Consider the following 18,710-nt stretch of genomic DNA (forward strand, 5'->3'; position numbering starts at 1 on the left):
GCCCATTTCCCGGGCATTAGCCCGGGAAGTTCATCACCTTCAGGCTGCCGCACGGCAGCCAAATCTTCCAAATGGTAAAAGGGCACGGCTATGACAACGAAAACGAATCAGATTTTGAACTCTAAGGGACTCGAAGAGCTGAAAAGGCTCGCCAGAGAGAAAAAACAGAAAAAAGCGCAGCTCATGGAAGAGAGCCGTACGTCAACAACGGAACCAAAACGCAAAATATTCCCTCTCACCAATGCGCAAAAGAGCATTTGGACACTGGATCAGTTCCTCGAAGACAATAAAGCCTATAACAACCCATTGGCGATCACCTGTCATATTGATCACGAGTTTGAGCCAGACAGAGTCGAACGCGCTCTGACGAAAATGGTCAATAATCACGACATATTCCGCACCACGATCCGAGTGGTTGATGGCGAGCCTTGCCAGTGCATCGACAACCAGCCCAGTTTTGATTTTGGTTTTGATGACATTACCGCCATGCCAGAAGCGGACAAAAATCAGTGGGTCATGCGAGTCGCTCGTGAAGAAGGCAGAAAGAATTTTGACCTGACGAACGGACCACTGTTTCGCTGGCGAATGGCAAAAACTCAGCAGGGTGAATACATCATCATGCTGACCTTCCATCATATTGTTTCAGATGGTTGGACTGTCAGCTTGTGCTTCAAAGAATTCATGAGCACCTATTTTGGCCAGGCGGTAGATCATGCAGCGCAATTTACCGATTACGCCTTAAAGGAAAGCCGCTGGCTTGAAGAAGGCGAGTACGAACAGGGTCTCAACTACTGGCGAGATAAGCTCAGTGGCGTTCAAGGTGTGCTGGAACTGGCAACCGACCACCCTCGTCCGGATACGCTCAATTTTGAGGGAAGTTATGTCAGCCATCCACTTGATGCGGACTTTTGTCATCGGCTTCAGTCTTGCGCAGCAAAACAGGGGGCAACTACCTTTCACCTGATGCTGGCGGCCTACCAGTTACTTTTGCATAAGTACAGTAATCAGAACGACATTGTGATTGGTGTGCCTTTTGCCAATCGCAGTGACGCCCAGACGCAGGAAATGATGGGGCTGTTCATGAACACGCTACCACTGCGCTTTAATCTCAATGATGACTTGACTCTTTCGGCTGTGATAGAAGCAGCGAAAACTGAGAGCGAAGAGACAATTGCCTATCAGAACGTGCCGTTTAATCGGATTCTGGATGTTGTCGACTATTCGCGAGATGCACGTGTTAACCCGCTTTATCAGGCGGTGCTGACTTATCAGGTTTATCCGCATTCGCGAACCAATACCTTGTTTAGCTATTCGCCACTCAAAGTCGATTACGGTGTGTCTAAGTTGGATCTTAACTTATGGATTGAGGAAGACGGCGACGGTTTGTTGTGCACATTCAACTACAGTACAGCATTGTTTGAACGCGCCACCGTGCAGCGAATGCTGCGCGATTTACATACCATATTGACCGCATTGGTTGAGCACCCACAGCAGTCGATTCAAGCCTTGTCATTGGTGACAGAAGATGAACGTCAGTCTCTGCTGAAGACGTGTTTACCGACAGAAGCAAGTCAAGCGTTGCCGGTTCATCAGCAATTTGAGCAACAGGCGCTAGCTTGCCCTGAAGACGTGGCAGTGCGCTGTGAAGGCCGTACACTGAGCTACGCCGCTCTTAATGAGCGCGCCAATCAGCTGGCAGCACAACTGGCCTCGCAAGGTATGAGTCACGGTGAGCCTGTCGCAATACTGATGGAAAAAAGTGAGCATAGTGTGGTGGCGATATTAGCTATTCTGAAAGCGGGTGGTTGCTACCTTCCTATCGACATCAATCTGCCGGAATCTAAAATCGGCTTCATCTTAAACGATGCTAAAGTTAAGCGTGTTTTACTCGTAGGTGAAGTACCCATTGCTTTAAAAGCACTGGCTACACAATCTTCACTAAATTGGGTCGACATTCTGAACACAGATACGAGTAACACTTCACCAACACGCACTAATCCGCCAGATGATTTTGGCGATGGACCAGCGTACATCATTTATACCTCTGGCAGTACAGGGGCACCAAAAGGAGTGTGTGTTCACCATTCCCAACTTAGCCATTATTGCCGAGCGATTGCTCCGGTACTTAAACAAACTCACAGAGCGCGCTATGGCTTAATGTCGTCTTTCTCCACGGATCTGGCTCATACCATGTTATTCCCTGCGTTGGTCGGGCAAGGCGAACTGGAGATAGTGACCAATGGCCTGCTGGAAAGCCCTGAACAACTTGCCAATTATCTTAAAGATAAGCCTCTTGATTGCATGAAAATCACGCCGACACATTTGTCTGCGTTGTTGAATACCCCGAACGCGCAGTATCTGCTTCCGGAGCGCACATTGGTGCTTGGTGGTGAGCGTTTACCCGTTTCTCTGATTGAGAAAGTCAAAGCGCTCAAACCAAGCAGCCAGATAGTCAATCACTATGGGCCAACCGAGTGCACGGTGGGCGTGACGACATTGACGATTCCCGACAACATCGCGGATTTGGGTTATCAGGTTGCGCCTATTGGTCAGGCCCTCGATGGGAGTCATGTATTGGTTCTCGATGCTCATCAACAACTGCTTCCTGCGGGCGTACCTGGTGAAATTTGTATTGGAGGAGCACAGCTCGCCTCTGGATACCTTGGCCTCGATGAGCAAACGCAGCGTCACTTTGTTCCCCACCCGTATTTACCGGGTGAGCGTTTGTACCGTACTGGTGACAAAGGCCGCCTGTTAGCCGATGGCAACCTTGAATATCTTGGTCGCTTGGATCGTCAGGTCAAAGTACGTGGCTATCGAGTTGAGTTGGCCGAGATTGAGCAGGCTTTAGGCCAGATTGCTAATGTTGAACGTGCGGCGGTTGTTCAGCAGCAAACCGCGGACTCTAGCCGTTTGGTCGCTTATGTCGTTGCTGGTGAAACTGGCGATCAGGAAGGGATTAAGGCGGAACTGAGACAGCTATTACCCGCTTACATGCAGCCAGAAGTGTGGATGTGGCTCGACGTTATGCCAATCACCGCAAGCGGAAAAATCAATTATCAGGCGTTACCTGCGGCTAAACGGAATGCACAGACATCGGCTTCTGCCCTTCCGAACAATCAAACGCAAGCTCGTTTGCTGACGCTGTTTCAGCAAGCCTTGAACACTCAACAGGTCGGTATTGATGACGAGTTTTTCAATCTTGGGGGAAATTCCATCAGTGCATTGAAGCTGTTGATTGAAGTGAATAAAGCGTTCTCTACTACATTGACCCTCGGCCAGATACTGGAGAACAGCAGTGTTGCTCGACTTGGCAAACTGATTGAACAGGTATCCGATAACGCTGAATACGGTTCTTCGATTGTGATGCTCAATCAAGGTAACCCACAGCAGAAGCCGACCGTACTTCTGATTCACCCTGCCGGTGGCAATGTGCTTTGTTACGACGAGTTAGTGAAGGGGCTGAGCAAAGAGTATCCGGTCTACGGTGTTCAGGTGGCTGATTTTCAGGGGTTAGCTGAGTACAACCGCCAAGTGTCGACGTTAGCTGAGCACTACGTGAAGCAGCTCGGCGAACTGACAGAACGTTCTGATTTGATCATCGGTGGTTGGTCACTGGGAGGAACCATCGCTTTTGAGATGGCGTGTCAGGTTCAGGCCTTGACTGGAAATCAGCCGAAGGTTTTGGTTTTTGACCAACCAGCTCCTCAAGTGAATGTCGATAACAGTGCCACTATGGCTGAGCATGAGCGTCTTGCTTACTTTGCTCACAAGGTAGAGCTGTTTACCGGAACGTCTTTTGATACCTCGGGCCCACAACTGGCGAAGATGCCACAAGCGGAAAGAACACAGGTATTCCTGACCGGTTTTCGTAAAGCGAATTTGGTGCCGGATAATATCAGCGCTGAGGACTTCCAGCATTTTCTCGCCATTCTTCAGGCTCACATGAATGCGACAGATGAATATCAGGGACAGCGATATTCTGGTCCTGTTGTCGTGGCGGAAGCAGAAGAGATCTTAGCTGGCCGTACGCGATTGAAAGAATCTGGGTTGGGTTGGCAGGCATACAGCGAGCAGCCGCTGACCGTATTGCCTGCCAAGGGAGATCACATCTCCATGATGAACGCGCCTCACATTGGTGACTTGGCGAGTCGTCTACAGGAGGGGCTGCTTTGAGTACGATCGCACTTTCAAAACCGGAAAGCGAAGTCGTCGTTTCAAGGAAGGAGTGGTGGGCCATCATTGGTGGCCTCATCGGTGGCTTTATGGCAATTCTGGACATCCAGATCACTAACTCCTCGATGAAAGTCATTCAGGGGGCGCTGTCTGCGTCCCTGGATGACGCCTCTTGGCTGATGACGTCGTACTTTACGGCTGAGATTGTTGCGATCCCACTTTGTGGCTGGCTATCAAAAGCGCTGGGAACGGGCCGTTACGCTTTATGGTGTATCGGCGGTTTTCTCGGCTCGTCCTTGCTTTGTTCGATGGCGTGGAATCTGGATTCGATGATTGTCTTCCGCGCTTTGCAGGGCTTTTGTGGTGGCGCATTGATCCCGCTGTCTTTCCGTTTGATCATTGAAATCCTGCCGCTAGAAAAGCGCCCAATGGGGATGTCGTTATTCAGTATTATTGCCACTTTCGCTCCAGCGATAGGTCCGGCGATCGGCGGTTGGCTCACTGAACACTTTTCATGGCAAGCGATCTTTTACGTCAATGTTTTGCCGTCAGTCGTGGCATGGGCACTGATTCAACGTTCAATGAAGCATCCCATTATTAACTGGCAAATCATTCGTCAGGGCGACTTTGTTGGCGTTGTGTCGGTGATGATGTTTCTCGGTACGCTGGAAGTCATTCTGGAAAAAGGCGGCGATGAAAATTGGTTCGACTCGCGCATGATTTGCGTACTGGCGGTGCTCTCTGCCATCAGCTTTGTGATTTTTGTTTATGACCAGATCGTACATCGCAACCCGCTGATTAACATTCGCCTGTTTAAGGAATATCAGTACTCCTATGCTTTGCTCATCTTTGCCATGTTGGGCTCAGCTATCTACGGCACGCTGTTTCTAGTGCCGTATTATCTGACGATGATTCATGATTACAACGCGACAGAAATTGGTCATGTTGTTATCTGGATGGGGCTGCCGCAGTTGGTGATTTTGCCGATGATCCCATTTCTCATTCGTCGCTATAACCCCAAGTATCTTATTTTCATCGGTTTCGTTGGTTTGGCCATCAGTGCCTTTATGGATTGCCACATGAATGCTGACTTTGCCGGACCGCAGATGATCGCCTCGATGTTGGTTCGTGCGTTAGGACAGCCGTTTATCATGGTGCCACTCTCCATGCTGGCGACCCAGAACATTAAAGCGGAGGATGCCGCCTCATCGGCAGTGCTAATCAACGTATTTCGCAGTCTGGGTGGCTCAATGGGTACCGCGGTACTGTCGACCTATTTCACTACTCGGATCGATTTCCATCTCGACTCCATCAAATCCACCTTACTGACAGGTAGCCAGCAATTTTATCACTATCTGGGTGAGGTAAAGAATCTGCTGGTCAATCAGGGATTGCCGTCTGATAGCACCAATGTTCAACAAACTGCGGTGAGCATTCTTGGCGAAAGGATGGCAATTCAATCACAAATCATGGCCTTTAACGACCTGTTTATGATCATGGGGATCATGATGCTCGCCACCGCCATCATGGTGTTGTGTTCAAACCGTGATTTCCAGCTTCAACTGAAAAAGAGGAAACAGCATGAGTGATAAAACATCAATGAGTGTCTGGAGCTATCTGCTGTCTTCAGAAGCAAGAATGACCATCATAGTGCCCATTCTGATTTACAACCTGACATTCTGGGGAGTAGGAGCAGGAGCGGCGTTGATTGTCACCGCGTGTTACTCCGCATTGCTGGAGTTGTTCAGCAAACGAAGTGGTTCTCTGTCCATTATCGCTTTGATTTTGGTTTCGGGCACCATTCATTACCTTTACCTGCATGGTTACACCCTGTTTGGAATTGACCAAGAAAGTGTCTTTCTTTCGGTAGGCGGATCACTGTCTGTCATCGTCGTGTTCGGCTTCTACTCCATGATTGGCCGCCCAGTGGTTCGTACTCAGGCGGAAAATGCGCTCCCTCGTTTGATGCAGTTGCCTGTCTATGGCTCGCCAAAATACGCCCAAGTATGGCAGGAGATTTCTCTGGTTTGGATTCTCGCTTACGCAGTGAAAGCGCTACTCGTGATTAAGTTCTCCCGTGATATGCCGGATTACGCTGACTACTTCGTTTTCTTTGGCGCCTGGCCACTGACGCTGGCGATGATTGCTTTCAGTTTTTACTGGCCCGGCTTTCGTTGGTCCTCGGAGGCAAGCGCATAAATCCCCAGCTACTTGGCGTCAAGTGACTTGGTATCGAATTACAACACTATAAACTCAATGAGGTGCTTTATGAATCAACTAGTTAACCCATCAATTGTGCTTGATAACCACCCCCAAGGTGCCGCGACAACGGGCAATTTTCGTATCGCCAACCAGCCAATTGGCGAGTTAAAGCCGGGTGAGTTTTTAATTGAAAACACTTGGCTTTCGATGGACCCATATACGCGACCGCGCCTCAATGAAAACACTGCGTATGTCGAGCCGATCAAACTGGGTGAGGTGATTCAGGGAGAAACCATTGGCAAGGTTGTCGAAAGTAACAGCCCTAAATATCAGGTCGGCGATAGGGTGTTCACTTTTTCAGGTTGGCAAAAATATTGTGTCGGTAACGATGCGGATTTCATGACTTATCGATTGCCAGATACGGAACTATCGCCAACGATCTTTCTCAGTGTGGCGGGAACTCCGGGTCGAGCGGCGTACTTTGGATTGAACAAAATTGCCAAACCTAAAGCGGGTGAAACCATGGTGGTGTCAGCCGCTTCAGGTGCTGTGGGGTCGGTTGCCGGTCAACTTGGCAAAATGGCGGGGTGCCGAGTGGTCGGTATCGCGGGCAGTGAGGAAAAATGTCGTTATGTGGTCGATGAACTGGGTTTCGATACCTGCGTCAATTACAAGTCTGACAATTTGGGTGAGGAGATTGAAGCCGCCTGTCCGAACGGCGTGGACATCTATTTTGAAAATGTCGGAGGACGTATTTCTTCCTTGGTTGCACGTCATTTAAACGAAGGCGCCAGAGTGCCAATCTGTGGTAGCGCAGCATTATACAACAAGGGTAAAGATGTGGATGCCTCGACGTTATCCCGTTTCTACTCCTCATTGCCTAGTGCACCGGAAAATCGATTCTTTCTGGTGACCGAGTGGGTCAATGATTATGCCAGCTCTATCAGTTGGCTGACCGCCGCAGCGGAAAGTGGTCAGCTCAAATTTCGTGAAACGGTGACCGAAGGATTGGAAAACGCACCGCAGGCCTTTGTCGATCTATTGGAAGGGAAGCACTTCGGTAAACAACTGGTTCGAGTTTAATACTGTTCGCCTTTTTTGATTGGTTGGTCGTGCTATGAAAAAAATAATAAAGATTTTGATTCCACTGATGTTGTTAGTCCTGGCTGGCGGTGCCTATTGGTATTACTACGGGCGCTTTTTCCAGACCACCGACAATGCTTACGTTCAAACGGACATTACTAACGTCAGTTCGCGCATCAATGCGGAAGTGGTAAAAATTAATATTAAGGACAATCAGAAGGTCAAAAAAGGCGATTTACTGGCGCAGTTGGATGACCGCGAATTCGTGATTAAAGAGCAGCTCGCTGAAGCGACCTTGGCGCAAAGTCAGGCGGAACAGTCGAACGCGGACGCGGCGTACAAGATGCAGAAAAGTGCTATCGAAGAGTACCAGAGCAAAGTGACGTCGGCGAAGGCCAAATATCAATACTCACTTCAGCAATACAAGCGCTTGCAGGCTTTAGAGAAACAAAACTATGTGTCCAAAGGTGAACGTGACAATGGCGCCTCTGCCTATAAAGTTGATGAAGCGGCGTATCTTGAGGCTAAGGCCAGCCTGAAAACCCAGCAAGACAAGCTATCGGTACTGGAAAGTGAAATAGAGCAGGCTGACGCTATGGTCAAGCAAGCCACAGCCAGTTTGTCACAGGCGAAGCTTGAATTGGGATACACCCGAATTGTGGCGCCAATAGATGGCGTGATCAGCAATCGTAACCTGCAAGTCGGTATGATGGTGCAACCGGGGCAATCTGTGGTGAGCATAGTGTCTGATCGTACACCGTGGATTCTGGCGAACTTTAAAGAAACGCAAAAGTCTCGCATGCACAAAGGGCAGTCTGTTGATGTCACCATTGATGCCTATCCAGGGAAAACCTTCTCGGCACGAATCGACAGCGTATCGCCAGCTACAGGCGCCACCTTTGCTTTGCTACCACCAGATAACGCGACGGGCAACTTTACTAAAGTGGTGCAACGTGTACCGGTTAAGATTGTGTTCAATGATTCGGTTCAGGTCGACAATGGGTTATCTGCGGTTGTTACTGTGGATACGAGGCAGTAATTATGGCGACATTATTTCCTGACATTGACGTCATAATGGGAGCGCGTGATTTATCTGAACAAACAAGCGGTCGGTTTATCAACAAGGAGCAAAGGTTTCTCATCAGTGGCGCGAGTGTCTTTGTGTGCCAGTTTAACCAAAGCCTTTATCACGATGCCTTATTCAAGCAGTTCAGGATTCGATGTCCTGATGGACTTGGCCGCGCGGTAAGCTCAAGACGAGCTGAGTTTCTGGCGGGTCGTTATGCGGCCAGACAGGCGATATCTGCTTGCGGTGGATTGGTTGCCAGCGGAGTCCAGATCGGGGTCGGGGCAAATCGCTGTCCAACATGGCCAGACGGAATTTTAGGTACCATTACCCATTGCGATGATATCGCTGCATGTGCAGTGCTTCCTGCTATTCAGAACATCAGGCGCTACATTGGAATGGATATTGAGAAAGTGCTAGCGACCAAAGTGGTGCGTGAGATATCCAGCTCCGTTTGTTCTGTATGGGAGTGGCAGCGTCTGGCGTCACTGCCATTTAGTAACGATATCATCACCACAATCATCTTCTCCGCCAAAGAGAGTCTGTTTAAAGCGCTTTATCCCTACATTGGTGAGTATTTCGGCTTTGAATGTGCTCAGGTTAAATGCGTTGACCCATACAAACAGCGCATATGGCTGGACTTATCGCCTTCGCTGGTGGCTAAGACGGGTTTTCGAGAGGTGGAGTGTCATTACTCCTTGCAGTCAAACTACGTCATTACTTTTCTCTCTCAATAGTCGGTCTCTGCGGTGAAATGGAACTATATGCATAAACTGATGTACTTAGCATGTTCAACAAGATTAATATAATCGGAGCCTTTCGAATGCCAAGCTAGCACTGGTAAGGCCAAAAATTGAAATGTTTTGCAGTTTATTAAATGTTTTTTAAGTCTGGCTTGCTAATTTGAACGAATTCTATGTTTGGCTTCTGCGCTCTCCAAAGCTCAAAAGGCCGACACAGATGGATTGAAAGCAGTGAGACTCAGTAAATAAAACCATCGCTTGTGACCTTCCTTTTATCACTGCTGAATGGGTCACGATACAGAACAGAGATAGATAACATGCGCGTATTATTAGTTGAAGATGACCCTATGCTTGGCAATGCGATTACCGCTTCCCTTGCCAGACATCACTATACCGCAGACTGGGTAACATCGGGTGAAAGTGCCCTTCATGCACTGCAAACTGACAGTTTCCTGCTGGTCATTCTTGATATTTCATTACCAGGTATTAGTGGTTTGAAAGTACTCAAAGAGCTCAGGAGCAAAGGAGACAAGACGCCCGTTTTGATTCTCAGCGCTCGAGATGAACTCAATGACCGTGTTTATGGGCTCAATCATGGCGCAGATGATTATCTGGTTAAGCCGTTCCAACTGGAAGAGCTGCTGGCGCGTATGGGTGCGTTGATTCGCCGATCGGCGGGTATGGCAGATGACACCATCGTGGTGGGAGATGTCTCTGTGTCGGTCAACTCACATAAAGTCGCGGTTGCCGGTGAGTGCATTAATCTGACTCCGAATGAATTTAAAATTCTCCTCTATCTGGTGACGAATGCTGGTAGGGTGCTAAGCAAAACTCAGATATTGCAAAACATGCACGGTTGGGATGAAAGTGCCGGACTTAATTCGATTGAAGTACACATCCATAATCTGCGCAAAAAGATGCCGAAAGGTACCATAGAAAACATTCGAGGAGTCGGATACATCATCCAACACTAGTATGAGACTGAATTCTGTTAAACGTCGTGTCGCATTGGCGAGCGTGCTACTTTGTCTCGCGGTTATTACTGCGTCTACCATCTGGGTCTATCTTGATACTCGTCAAGCTATTACGGACGTTGATGATGCACGGCTTCAGGATCTCAGTGAGAGTTTCTTGAAGGTGTTGTTATTGACCGACCCCTCTGTGATTGGCGAAGACCGAAACTCAGACCCAGAAACCGTTTTCGCTAACATCACCAGTAAAACGTCTCCCAAAGACAACCTAGAAAAATGGTCACGAGCCAAGCTGCTTGAAGATAATTTTGCCTACTTATTGCTCGATTCAAAGGGCGCTGTATTGGCAAGCTCTCCGAATGCGCCACCTGTTGACTTAAAGATGATGCGTCATCCTGGCCTGAACGACATTCATGATCAGCAGCAATCCAACATGTGGCGTGGCGTAACCATGCTATTAACGCAACCGAAAACGGGTGAGCCAATGTGGCTCTGGCTGGGTGAAGACAAGCACCTGCGCAGCGAAGTCGAAAACAAAATTGCGATCCCAGCTATTGTCCCCATGCTGGTGGCAACACCATTCCTATGCCTGCTATTGGTGCTGTTTACCTATCATTTGTTTGCACCAATAAGCCGTCTGGAAAAGGAAGTGTCGGAGAAGTCGATTGATAACCTCTCACCACTTAATATTACTGATGTCCCAACGGAGCTGGATAGCTTAGTAAAACGTTTAAACTACCTGTTTGATCAAGTCGATGCCGCTTGGCAAAGAGAAAAACGATTTAACCAAGATGCTGCCCATGAACTGCGCACACCTCTGGCCGTCATCAAGCTTAATGCGCAGAATGCTCTTGAAACGCAGAATGCTGAGGAAAAAGACCATGACCTCAAACAGATTGAAAAGAGCATCACGCGCTCAGAGCGGACTATTGAGCAGCTGCTGACATTGGCAAAAGTCGAGAGTGGACTGGTTGTGGATTTAAGCCAAACCGTCGATGTCGCTCAGATACTACGCAATGTGATTGCCGAGCTGGTGCCTCTTGCATTGAAGCAACAGCAAAAAATCACATTAGAAGCCGATGAGGAAACCTATGCGATTCAAGGCAATGAGATTTTCCTTAACTGTCTGTTTCGAAATCTGATGGATAATGCTATTCGCTACTCTGGAGAGGGAACTCGAATTTGGGCTGAAGTGACTGAGCATGAAGAACATGTACAGATCGTGATTGCCGATAGCGGTCGAGGAATGAGTCAAATTGATATTGACCGGATCTTTGAGCGCTTTTTCCGTGGTAAAGAAACTCAAAACAAAGCTCAAGGAGCAGGTTTAGGGATGGCGATAGTTGAGCGTGTTATTGCTCTTCATCAGGGAAAAATTGATGTGAGATCTCAAGAGCCGGGTTTGGCGTTCACCATCACCTTGCCAAAGTTCCGTTTAATTTAGCTTCAAATTAGGATGTGGATGTAAGCTCACAAAAACAGAATTCCTGTTAAATGATTTGTTTTAGGCAAAAAGAGGCGCAAACAAGGAAGTGTCTAGCTTAACGCTCTGCTAATCTGCAACCCATGCTTAATGGGGCGCTTTGACAGTCTGAGATCCTTTTCTACGCTTAGAGTCGTGTATACGTAAGATGAAGAGGAGAAGAGAAAATGGCGACATTTAAACAGGACATTCCACATCGCGTTACTGTCTACCACGATGACATTGATCAGGAAAACGCGTTGAAAAATGCCATGCTGCCTGAAAAACCAAGATATTTTAACGGCTCACCCACCTATCAGGCTGACAGTATTGAAGAGTTCAAAACTCGAATTGGTCAGGTAGGAATGTCGCTCGAATGAAGATTTGAGTCAGTAGAAAAAGTTATTCAACATCAGCCCGCACTATCGCGGGCTTTTTGATTCCTGTACTTTAATCTGATTACGCCCACTTTCTTTCGCCAGATACAGGTGTTTATCTGCACTAGATAGTGCTTTGGCAAAGTCATCATCCAACCATTCCACCACACCGATGCTGACAGTTACTTTGGAGCAGACGACCGATCTCAAACTGGCGACCAGTTGAAGTTCTACTCGGCTACGAATTCTCTCCGCTAAACTAGCGGCATCTTCCAGCTGAGTTTCCGGCAAGATTAACGCAAACTCTTCGCCACCCAGTCGACCAAAGATATCGGTATCACGAATCTCACTCGTAACAAGAGTACAAAAGGTTTTCAGCACCGAGTCACCAATCGCATGGCCGTAGTTATCGTTAATCTGTTTGAAGTGATCTAGGTCCATCATACATATGCATGAACTGGCGTTGAGTCGTCGAATGTCCTCGGCATGATTAACTAATGCTCGACGGTTGAGAATGCCTGTTAATGGGTCTTCGCGCACCAGCTTGACCAGTTGAGATTCTTTAGTCTTGATACTGTAAGCCATGTCAGAAAAGGCACTAAAGAGCTGGCCTATTTCATCATCTCTGACAGAGAAGTCAGTTTTAGCTCGGCCTGTTTTTGAGAGCACTGAGATTCGTCGACGCAGATCGACGATCGGTGAGGCGATGTAGTGGGAAAGATAAAGAGTCAAAGATGCAAATAAGAACAGAGCAATACATAGATAGAGGAACACCTCGCGCATTAGTAGTAAGTTGCTCGACTTGAGTTCCTCCATTGATACATACACCACCAAGTTTATGCCTTTTTGATTATCGGGAATGGATGGGTGGGTGTTGTCCACAGAGATAAGATGATTTTGAATATTCAACTCTATAGGTTGATTGATCAGCATCCCGTTTAGATCGTCTCTCATCTGTGGCTTATTGGTCTTATTAAGGCCTGCTCTTGAGAGTTCATGCAGCGATAAATGATTAGCGGCAGACAGTGAGCGAAGACCTTGGTTTCGTACCATTAAAACATCTACGTGTTGGAGGTTACTCTGAATCAAGGTGTTTTTTATCTGGTAAAGATGGTCTTCAACAATGGTGCGATCTAATACGGCCGTGTAGAAGCCGACGATTTGCTTATCGCATCCAATAAGAGGTCGCGAATATAGATAAGTTTCGGTGTCGAATATCAGGCCGAGCTTTGAAATAGTTTCTGCGTTGGCAAGGCTGATGACTTGGCGAGGGAGTCGTCTCCCTTCACGAATCTTGACCAGTAAGTTACTCAAATCTCTACTCGCTTGAGAGTTCACCTCGCCACGCTGGTTAAGTTCGAGTAACTGACGGAGGGTTTCTTGTTCTAACCGTAGGTTCTCGGGATAAGTGGTTTGCCACTCTTGGTATGAAGTGTGCAGTAGGGCAAGAACGTGTTCAGGCAGAAGAATAAGGCCCTTAATATTTTTACGAAGTACGTACCGATTACTCTTATTCGAAGACAAACTAAATGCAGTGACCTGTCCGGATAAGTCCGAAATCGCGAGCGCGGAGAAACCACTGGTGAAACTCAAGGCGTCTGCAGAAGAGATAGATAATGAGCTCTCTCCTTTTTTGCAGGTTGTTATCTCACTACTAAGGCGATCAAATTCGGTAAATCGCCCTTCTACATAGTGACTAATTTCATTAGCGCCTAGAGACGAAGAAAGTTGAATAGACTGGAAAATGTGGTCGATGGTGAGCTTTTCTCGAGCTTTGTAATAGGCGTAGCTGAAGATCAGCAATGACACTGCTAAGGGTAGAAGTATGATAAAAATCTTTACGCTAAGCTTATTCATTTCCTACTGGTCTTTGATCCTCTGGTTTGATGATCCCTAACTGTTCGATAACGTTTAGCTTACCTCTGGTAAATTGGCCCAAGTACATGGGCAATTCAAAGTGATGGTCATCTCTGAGTTTAATCGCCAACTCTCTTTCATATAGAGTTAGCCCAGGGAGTTGGTTGATGACAACTTCTTTATCAACCGAACCTGCTTTTTCTATCGCTGCTTTGAGCAAGTAAATCAGATCGTAATGAGCCTTACTCGAATAGGTCACCACCGACTCAGAGCCGTGATAGTTTTTATAATCGTTGACGAATTCCTGTAATACAGGTGCATCGTTCTGACTAAAAAAGTGAAGAGCAGTGAGTACGCCTTCTAAAGCGTCATCACCAAGATTGGACAAATAGGTTTCATCGGCGGCAAAAGCTACGATTTGAAGAGGTCGGCCAAAGTTAAACGACTTCAACTGGGATAAAAAAGTAAAGCCATCAACACCGGGTAAAATGAGCATTAGTGTTTCAGCGCCAGAGGTTTTAATGCGCTCGAATACAGAAGTGAAGTCTTTTACACCAAATGGGGTAAACTCTATATCAACGACGCTACCTTGGTGTTCATTGACGGAGTTTACAATACTTTCAGCCATCCGGTGTGGCCAGATATAGTCATAGCCGAAGATATAAAAATCTTTCCCCACGTTGTCGATCAGGTAAGGAACGATAGGTTCAATGTAATGCTCTGGAATTGCGCTGTAGCAAAACAGGTAGCGATTAAAATGTTGGCCTTCATAATCGATACCGTAAAACAAAGGGGTTTGAAATGTTTCCGCGACTTCCGCCATGGCATAACGAGCCGCACTACTAACAGGGCCAAACAGAGCAAATACTTGGCTTTGCTGTACTAATTCACGGCTGTATTTTACGGTTTTTGCCGGATCAGTCTGGTTATCACGGATAATGAGTTCAAGTTGTCTGTCAAGAACCCCACCATTTGCATTGATCTGGTCGACGGCAAGCTGGGCGCCTTTCAGTGCTTGCTGACCATATATAGCAAAGGTCCCTGTCAAAGGTAGGACAACACCGAGTTTGATATTGGGCTGCTGCGGAAGGCAACTGGTCGTGAGCAGCAAAACTGATGCCGCGAATACATATTTCACGATACGTCCAACCGATGCCACCATAAGCTACCTTGAGAATCCATTCTCACATTCTATTAATAAAAGTTTAAAAAGCGCATTTAGTAAAGCGCATTGGGGGCTTGCTTGTGATGCAGATTAAGTCACGCCATAGTAAAGTCGGCTCAGGTCTCGTTAACCTGGGCGGGTTTACGGCCTCTAGATGTTGATCTTCGCCTCTTCATCAGATACATGTTTTTATCGGCACGGGTAATTGCTGAAAATAACTCGCCTTTAGCACTACCCGATATACCATAGCTAAACTCAATTTCAGAGTTTGCCACGTATCCTAGCAACCGTTCAATGAAGTCACCGCTACGCCCGGGTTGGACATAAGCAATAAATTCATCTCCACCATATCGAACCAAATATTCATTCTTGAGAATGCAATGAGACAAATATCGAGCAAATAATACGAGTAAAGCATCACCGTAATCATGGCCAAGCGTATCGTTGATAGATTTAAAGTTATCAATATCCAGATAGATGACGTCGTAATCCTTTTCTGGGATCTTGCGCATGAATTTTCGATTATTAAGTTGGGTAAGATGATCTTTTTCTGATTCTTCTTTGAGTTTAAAATATAACGAAGATACGCCAGATAGCATCAAAATATGAGCAATTAGCAGCGTTGTCGACGAAATTAACAAAACTTCATCTTTATGATCAGAACTAATAGCAGGCCATGACAACTGACAATAGTTGATGAATAGCTCAATGATCATCGAAATCATTGCTAATAAACATCCATACAGTATTTTATTGCTCACCTGATGGCGCAATAAAAGATAGGATATATAGAGAAGAATTATTATTTTTGTCAGTTGTATGGCGAGGTCGAGTTCAGAAATCATTGTCGTGTCTATCCAAAACAGCAAAGATGCTAACTTATTGTTTTTGAATTCCTTCAAGTATTTTTAGAATATCAAGCTTTGTTGTTTCACTGTGGCTGGAGGCTTCTATTATGATATTTGCTAACGTATCGTCATCACAGTAGAAGTAAGCGACGGTTATCTCTAGCGCCGCAGATATGCGTTTTACGGTCGTGTAATCAGGAGCATGTTTACCAGTTTCGTACTGACTAATTCTAGCGCTTGCGCTTCCTGACTCCATCCCTAGTTTTTGCCCCAGCTCTTCCTGAGTGATACCTCTTTTCTTTCTTATGTCTCTTAGCCTTCTAGGTAATGGGCTGGTCATGCAGTGAGTACCTCCACTATCAAAGCAGAGTCATTTTAACCTTATAGTATTAGATATATTACTAAGGAATTTTTAGATTCTAAGTTTTTGGGTATATCTATTAAATAAGCAATGACTTTTTCACTGTTATCGACAGCTGTTTTATGAACTTTAGAACAATATTTTGTTAATTCACGATGCGATTTAAGTGAGGGGCTATTATCGATATATTTGTGATTATTTTTTCTAGCACTTTATTACTAGTTTGATCTAGTTAATAGGAACTATTTTGATCAATAAGTAAACAGAAGCCCCCGAATAAACAGTTCATATTTAATTCGGGGTTATAAAATTGGAAGGAATATATTATTTTTGATGATTGTTTAAATCTAAAGTTCCAGATTGATAAATTAAGCCATCTGGGATATCCGTGCCAAGTAGCACTGGCCCGTCCAAGTCAACAATCTCTGCTCGGGTTGCGATAGGTAAAGCAGCCTTCATTGCTAACGAGGTACCGAGCATACAGCCCACCATAATAGAAAACCCTTTCGCTCTGGCTTCTTGTTCCAACGCCAGTGCTTCTGTTAGGCCGCCCGATTTATCGAGCTTAATATTGATCATCTCGTAACATCCCTCTAAGCGGGAGAGGTCGCTACGCACATGGCAACTCTCATCAGCACATATAGGAATCGGATGTGAGATCTCCTTTAATAAACCATCTTGACCTTTGGGAACGGGTTGCTCGATCATAGTGATATTAAGCTTTTCTAATGCTGAAAATAGCTCGCCGAGATCTTCATTCTGCCAGGCTTCGTTGGCATCAAGGATAATTTTGCATTCTGGCGCTGCACGTCTAACGGCAGTGACTCGCGGTACAATGTCTTTGTCGTCCAGTTTGACCTTGAGCAGAGTGGCGCCCTGCTCGATATAATCACTGGCTTGTTGCGCCATTTTTTCTGGTATATCGATCGAGACCGTCATCGCTGTCTCGATTTGTGAGCGGATATCAAAGTAGGGAGATGGAAAGTGTAATCCGTCCGTCTTTGCAATCAAATCCCATAATGCACAGTCGAGCGCGTTTCTTGCGGCTCCAGCCGGCATTTTCTGCAGCGCGACTTTTGCTTCAGCAGCGGAAAGCGTTTTCAACGTAGGAATAATTTGATGAATTTGCGTCAATACTGATTCAACGCTTTCGCCATACCTCGGGTAAGGTGTACATTCTCCCATCGCAACATGAGATAGATGGTGGATCTCCACTCGAACTACATCACAATGCGTTCTTACTCCTCGCGAGATGGCAAAAGGACGAGCTAGAGGAATTGATTCACTGAATGCTGTAATGTCCATGTTTAGCCTCACAGAGTTTTAACATGTGCTGCAATTGCATCGATGCCGAATCTGACTGGGTCGGTGACCGGAACCTGATGTTGCTCTTGCCAATCGGCACAAAGCGCCATGGCATCTTCTTCACTAATAGCAGAGGTATTCAGACTGATACCTGCCAGTTGAGCATTAGGATTCGTCAGTTGTGCAGCTGCGAGGTTAGCGCTTATTGTTGCTTCAATTGTCGGTAATTGACAATGCGGTAGATGACGAATATGAGGGCGGCCAATTTCGTGGCATAGCACCAAAGCATCTGCCTGCGCGCCGTGTAGTAAGCCGAGACTCACGCCTGCAAAAGAGGGATTGAACAGTGAGCCTTGGCCTTCGATGATATCCCATTCGTGATCGGTAAATTCAGGGCTGATTTTCTCTACAGCGCCTGAAATGAAATCCGCAACAACCGCATCAATCGATATGCCTTGTCCGTCAATTAAGATGCCCGTTTGACCTGTGGCTTTAAATTGTGCTGAGACATCAATATTGTGCAGTGCTTTTTCTAGTGCCAATGCTGTAAACATTTTACCGACAGAGCAATCCGTACCGACAGTTAAGATACGTTTACCTTTACGTGGGATACCATTGCCTACTTCCAGATTTTGGTCAAAATGACGAACATCGTGCAGTTTAGTGATGCCTTGTTGTTCCAGCTCGGCCAGTTCAGGGATATCTTTTAGCCGTTGATGCATGCCGGAGGCAATTTCAAAGCCTAGCTCCGCCGCTTGAATTAAGCACTCTTGCCAGCTCTCAGGTATGAAGCCACCAGCATTGGCTGTACCAATGACGAGTGTCTTTGCTCCCTCGTTTTTTGCTTCTGCTAGCGTTAGATTGGGCAAACCTAGAGTGACAGTGTCACTCGTTAGGCGTAACTCACCAACACATTGTTCAGGTCGCCAAAGTGCAATACCTCGTGCCGTTTTCGCTGAAATCGGGTCGGTAACGTCGCCAAGAAAGAGTAAGTAAGGTTGAGCAATAGACATAAAGCATCCTTGATTAACAGAGTAAGCAGATGCATACACTCTATTGAACTCACTGCTCGATGCCGAATACCTATTTGTTGC

Annotated in this window: 15 protein-coding genes; 9 read left to right on the forward strand and 6 right to left on the reverse strand. The window is 46.6% G+C overall.

The features are described from left to right. The first annotated feature begins 90 nt into the window (after positions 1 to 90). The 9 genes from QMA41_RS12175 (at position 91) to QMA41_RS12215 (ending at position 12,083) form a co-directional block, all read left to right on the forward strand. Positions 91 to 4,176, forward strand: a complete 4,086-nt coding sequence (locus QMA41_RS12175) for an amino acid adenylation domain-containing protein (RefSeq protein ID WP_281629790.1) — start codon at positions 91 to 93, stop codon at positions 4,174 to 4,176. Then, complete coding sequence (locus tag QMA41_RS12180; protein ID WP_281629791.1) at positions 4,173 to 5,765, forward strand: MDR family MFS transporter; 1,593 nt, start codon at positions 4,173 to 4,175, stop codon at positions 5,763 to 5,765. The genes QMA41_RS12175 and QMA41_RS12180 overlap by 4 nt, the downstream gene beginning before the upstream one ends. Then, positions 5,758 to 6,375 (forward strand): hypothetical protein, encoded by a 618-nt coding sequence (locus QMA41_RS12185; RefSeq protein WP_281629792.1) that lies wholly within the window; start codon positions 5,758 to 5,760, stop codon positions 6,373 to 6,375. The genes QMA41_RS12180 and QMA41_RS12185 overlap by 8 nt, the downstream gene beginning before the upstream one ends. 69 nt (positions 6,376 to 6,444) lie before the next feature. Further along, a complete protein-coding gene (locus QMA41_RS12190) occupies positions 6,445 to 7,461 on the forward strand; it encodes an NADP-dependent oxidoreductase (protein ID WP_038158405.1) in 1,017 nt (338 codons plus the stop codon). A gap of 34 nt (positions 7,462 to 7,495) precedes the next feature. Further along, positions 7,496 to 8,500: an HlyD family secretion protein gene (locus QMA41_RS12195; protein ID WP_038158403.1), complete on the forward strand. Its 1,005-nt coding sequence runs from the start codon at positions 7,496 to 7,498 to the stop codon at positions 8,498 to 8,500. A gap of 2 nt (positions 8,501 to 8,502) precedes the next feature. Then, positions 8,503 to 9,264: a 4'-phosphopantetheinyl transferase superfamily protein gene (locus QMA41_RS12200; RefSeq protein WP_281629793.1), complete on the forward strand. Its 762-nt coding sequence runs from the start codon at positions 8,503 to 8,505 to the stop codon at positions 9,262 to 9,264. A gap of 323 nt (positions 9,265 to 9,587) precedes the next feature. Further along, complete coding sequence (locus QMA41_RS12205) at positions 9,588 to 10,244, forward strand: response regulator transcription factor (protein WP_006960491.1); 657 nt, start codon at positions 9,588 to 9,590, stop codon at positions 10,242 to 10,244. A gap of 1 nt (position 10,245) precedes the next feature. Then, positions 10,246 to 11,685 carry an ATP-binding protein gene (locus QMA41_RS12210; RefSeq protein WP_281629794.1) on the forward strand — a complete coding sequence of 480 codons (1,440 nt, stop codon included), beginning with the start codon at positions 10,246 to 10,248 and terminating at the stop codon, positions 11,683 to 11,685. 206 nt (positions 11,686 to 11,891) lie between these two features. Beyond that, positions 11,892 to 12,083, forward strand: a complete 192-nt coding sequence (locus QMA41_RS12215) for a hypothetical protein (protein ID WP_006960494.1) — start codon at positions 11,892 to 11,894, stop codon at positions 12,081 to 12,083. A 42-nt stretch (positions 12,084 to 12,125) separates the two neighbouring features. Here QMA41_RS12215 and QMA41_RS12220 read toward each other — a convergent pair whose 3' ends face one another. The 6 genes from QMA41_RS12220 to dgcN all read right to left on the reverse strand — a co-directional run bounded on the left by QMA41_RS12220 (position 12,126) and on the right by dgcN (position 18,629). Then, the gene (locus tag QMA41_RS12220) at positions 12,126 to 13,937 is read right to left on the reverse strand and encodes a GGDEF domain-containing protein (protein ID WP_281629795.1); all 1,812 of its coding nucleotides are present in this window, start codon (positions 13,935 to 13,937) and stop codon (positions 12,126 to 12,128) included. Beyond that, positions 13,930 to 15,099, reverse strand: a complete 1,170-nt coding sequence (locus QMA41_RS12225) for a substrate-binding protein (protein WP_021458079.1) — start codon at positions 15,097 to 15,099, stop codon at positions 13,930 to 13,932. Before QMA41_RS12225 ends, QMA41_RS12220 begins: the two co-directional genes overlap by 8 nt. A gap of 119 nt (positions 15,100 to 15,218) precedes the next feature. Further along, a complete protein-coding gene (locus QMA41_RS12230; RefSeq protein WP_006960499.1) occupies positions 15,219 to 15,947 on the reverse strand; it encodes a GGDEF domain-containing protein in 729 nt (242 codons plus the stop codon). A gap of 34 nt (positions 15,948 to 15,981) precedes the next feature. Further along, on the reverse strand, positions 15,982 to 16,290 hold the full coding sequence (locus tag QMA41_RS12235) for a helix-turn-helix transcriptional regulator (protein ID WP_019276654.1): 309 nt from the start codon (positions 16,288 to 16,290) through the stop codon (positions 15,982 to 15,984). 345 nt (positions 16,291 to 16,635) lie between these two features. Further along, positions 16,636 to 17,616, reverse strand: coding sequence for an N-acetyl-D-Glu racemase DgcA (gene dgcA, locus QMA41_RS12240; protein WP_281629796.1), 981 nt, complete (start codon positions 17,614 to 17,616; stop codon positions 16,636 to 16,638). 8 nt (positions 17,617 to 17,624) lie between these two features. After that, complete coding sequence (gene dgcN, locus QMA41_RS12245) at positions 17,625 to 18,629, reverse strand: N-acetyltransferase DgcN (protein WP_281629797.1); 1,005 nt, start codon at positions 18,627 to 18,629, stop codon at positions 17,625 to 17,627. Between the last annotated feature and the right edge of the window lie 81 nt (positions 18,630 to 18,710).

This window comes from Vibrio sp. St2 (assembly GCF_947311885.1).
Classification (GTDB): domain Bacteria; phylum Pseudomonadota; class Gammaproteobacteria; order Enterobacterales; family Vibrionaceae; genus Vibrio; species Vibrio coralliilyticus.

Bases quoted from the DNA above. Each gene is read 5' to 3' on its own strand.
- QMA41_RS12175 (WP_281629790.1), top strand. From the start codon at position 91: ATGACAACGAAAACGAATCAGATTTTGAACTCTAAGGGACTCGAAGAG.
- QMA41_RS12185 (WP_281629792.1), top strand. From the start codon at position 5,758: ATGAGTGATAAAACATCAATGAGTGTCTGGAGCTATCTGCTGTCTTCA.
- QMA41_RS12190 (WP_038158405.1), top strand. From the start codon at position 6,445: ATGAATCAACTAGTTAACCCATCAATTGTGCTTGATAACCACCCCCAA.
- QMA41_RS12195 (WP_038158403.1), top strand. From the start codon at position 7,496: ATGAAAAAAATAATAAAGATTTTGATTCCACTGATGTTGTTAGTCCTG.
- QMA41_RS12200 (WP_281629793.1), top strand. From the start codon at position 8,503: ATGGCGACATTATTTCCTGACATTGACGTCATAATGGGAGCGCGTGAT.
- QMA41_RS12205 (WP_006960491.1), top strand. From the start codon at position 9,588: ATGCGCGTATTATTAGTTGAAGATGACCCTATGCTTGGCAATGCGATT.
- QMA41_RS12210 (WP_281629794.1), top strand. From the start codon at position 10,246: ATGAGACTGAATTCTGTTAAACGTCGTGTCGCATTGGCGAGCGTGCTA.
- QMA41_RS12215 (WP_006960494.1), top strand. From the start codon at position 11,892: ATGGCGACATTTAAACAGGACATTCCACATCGCGTTACTGTCTACCAC.
- QMA41_RS12220 (WP_281629795.1), bottom strand. From the start codon at position 13,937: ATGAATAAGCTTAGCGTAAAGATTTTTATCATACTTCTACCCTTAGCA.
- QMA41_RS12225 (WP_021458079.1), bottom strand. From the start codon at position 15,099: ATGGTGGCATCGGTTGGACGTATCGTGAAATATGTATTCGCGGCATCA.
- QMA41_RS12230 (WP_006960499.1), bottom strand. From the start codon at position 15,947: ATGATTTCTGAACTCGACCTCGCCATACAACTGACAAAAATAATAATT.
- QMA41_RS12235 (WP_019276654.1), bottom strand. From the start codon at position 16,290: ATGACCAGCCCATTACCTAGAAGGCTAAGAGACATAAGAAAGAAAAGA.
- dgcA (WP_281629796.1), bottom strand. From the start codon at position 17,616: ATGGACATTACAGCATTCAGTGAATCAATTCCTCTAGCTCGTCCTTTT.
- dgcN (WP_281629797.1), bottom strand. From the start codon at position 18,629: ATGTCTATTGCTCAACCTTACTTACTCTTTCTTGGCGACGTTACCGAC.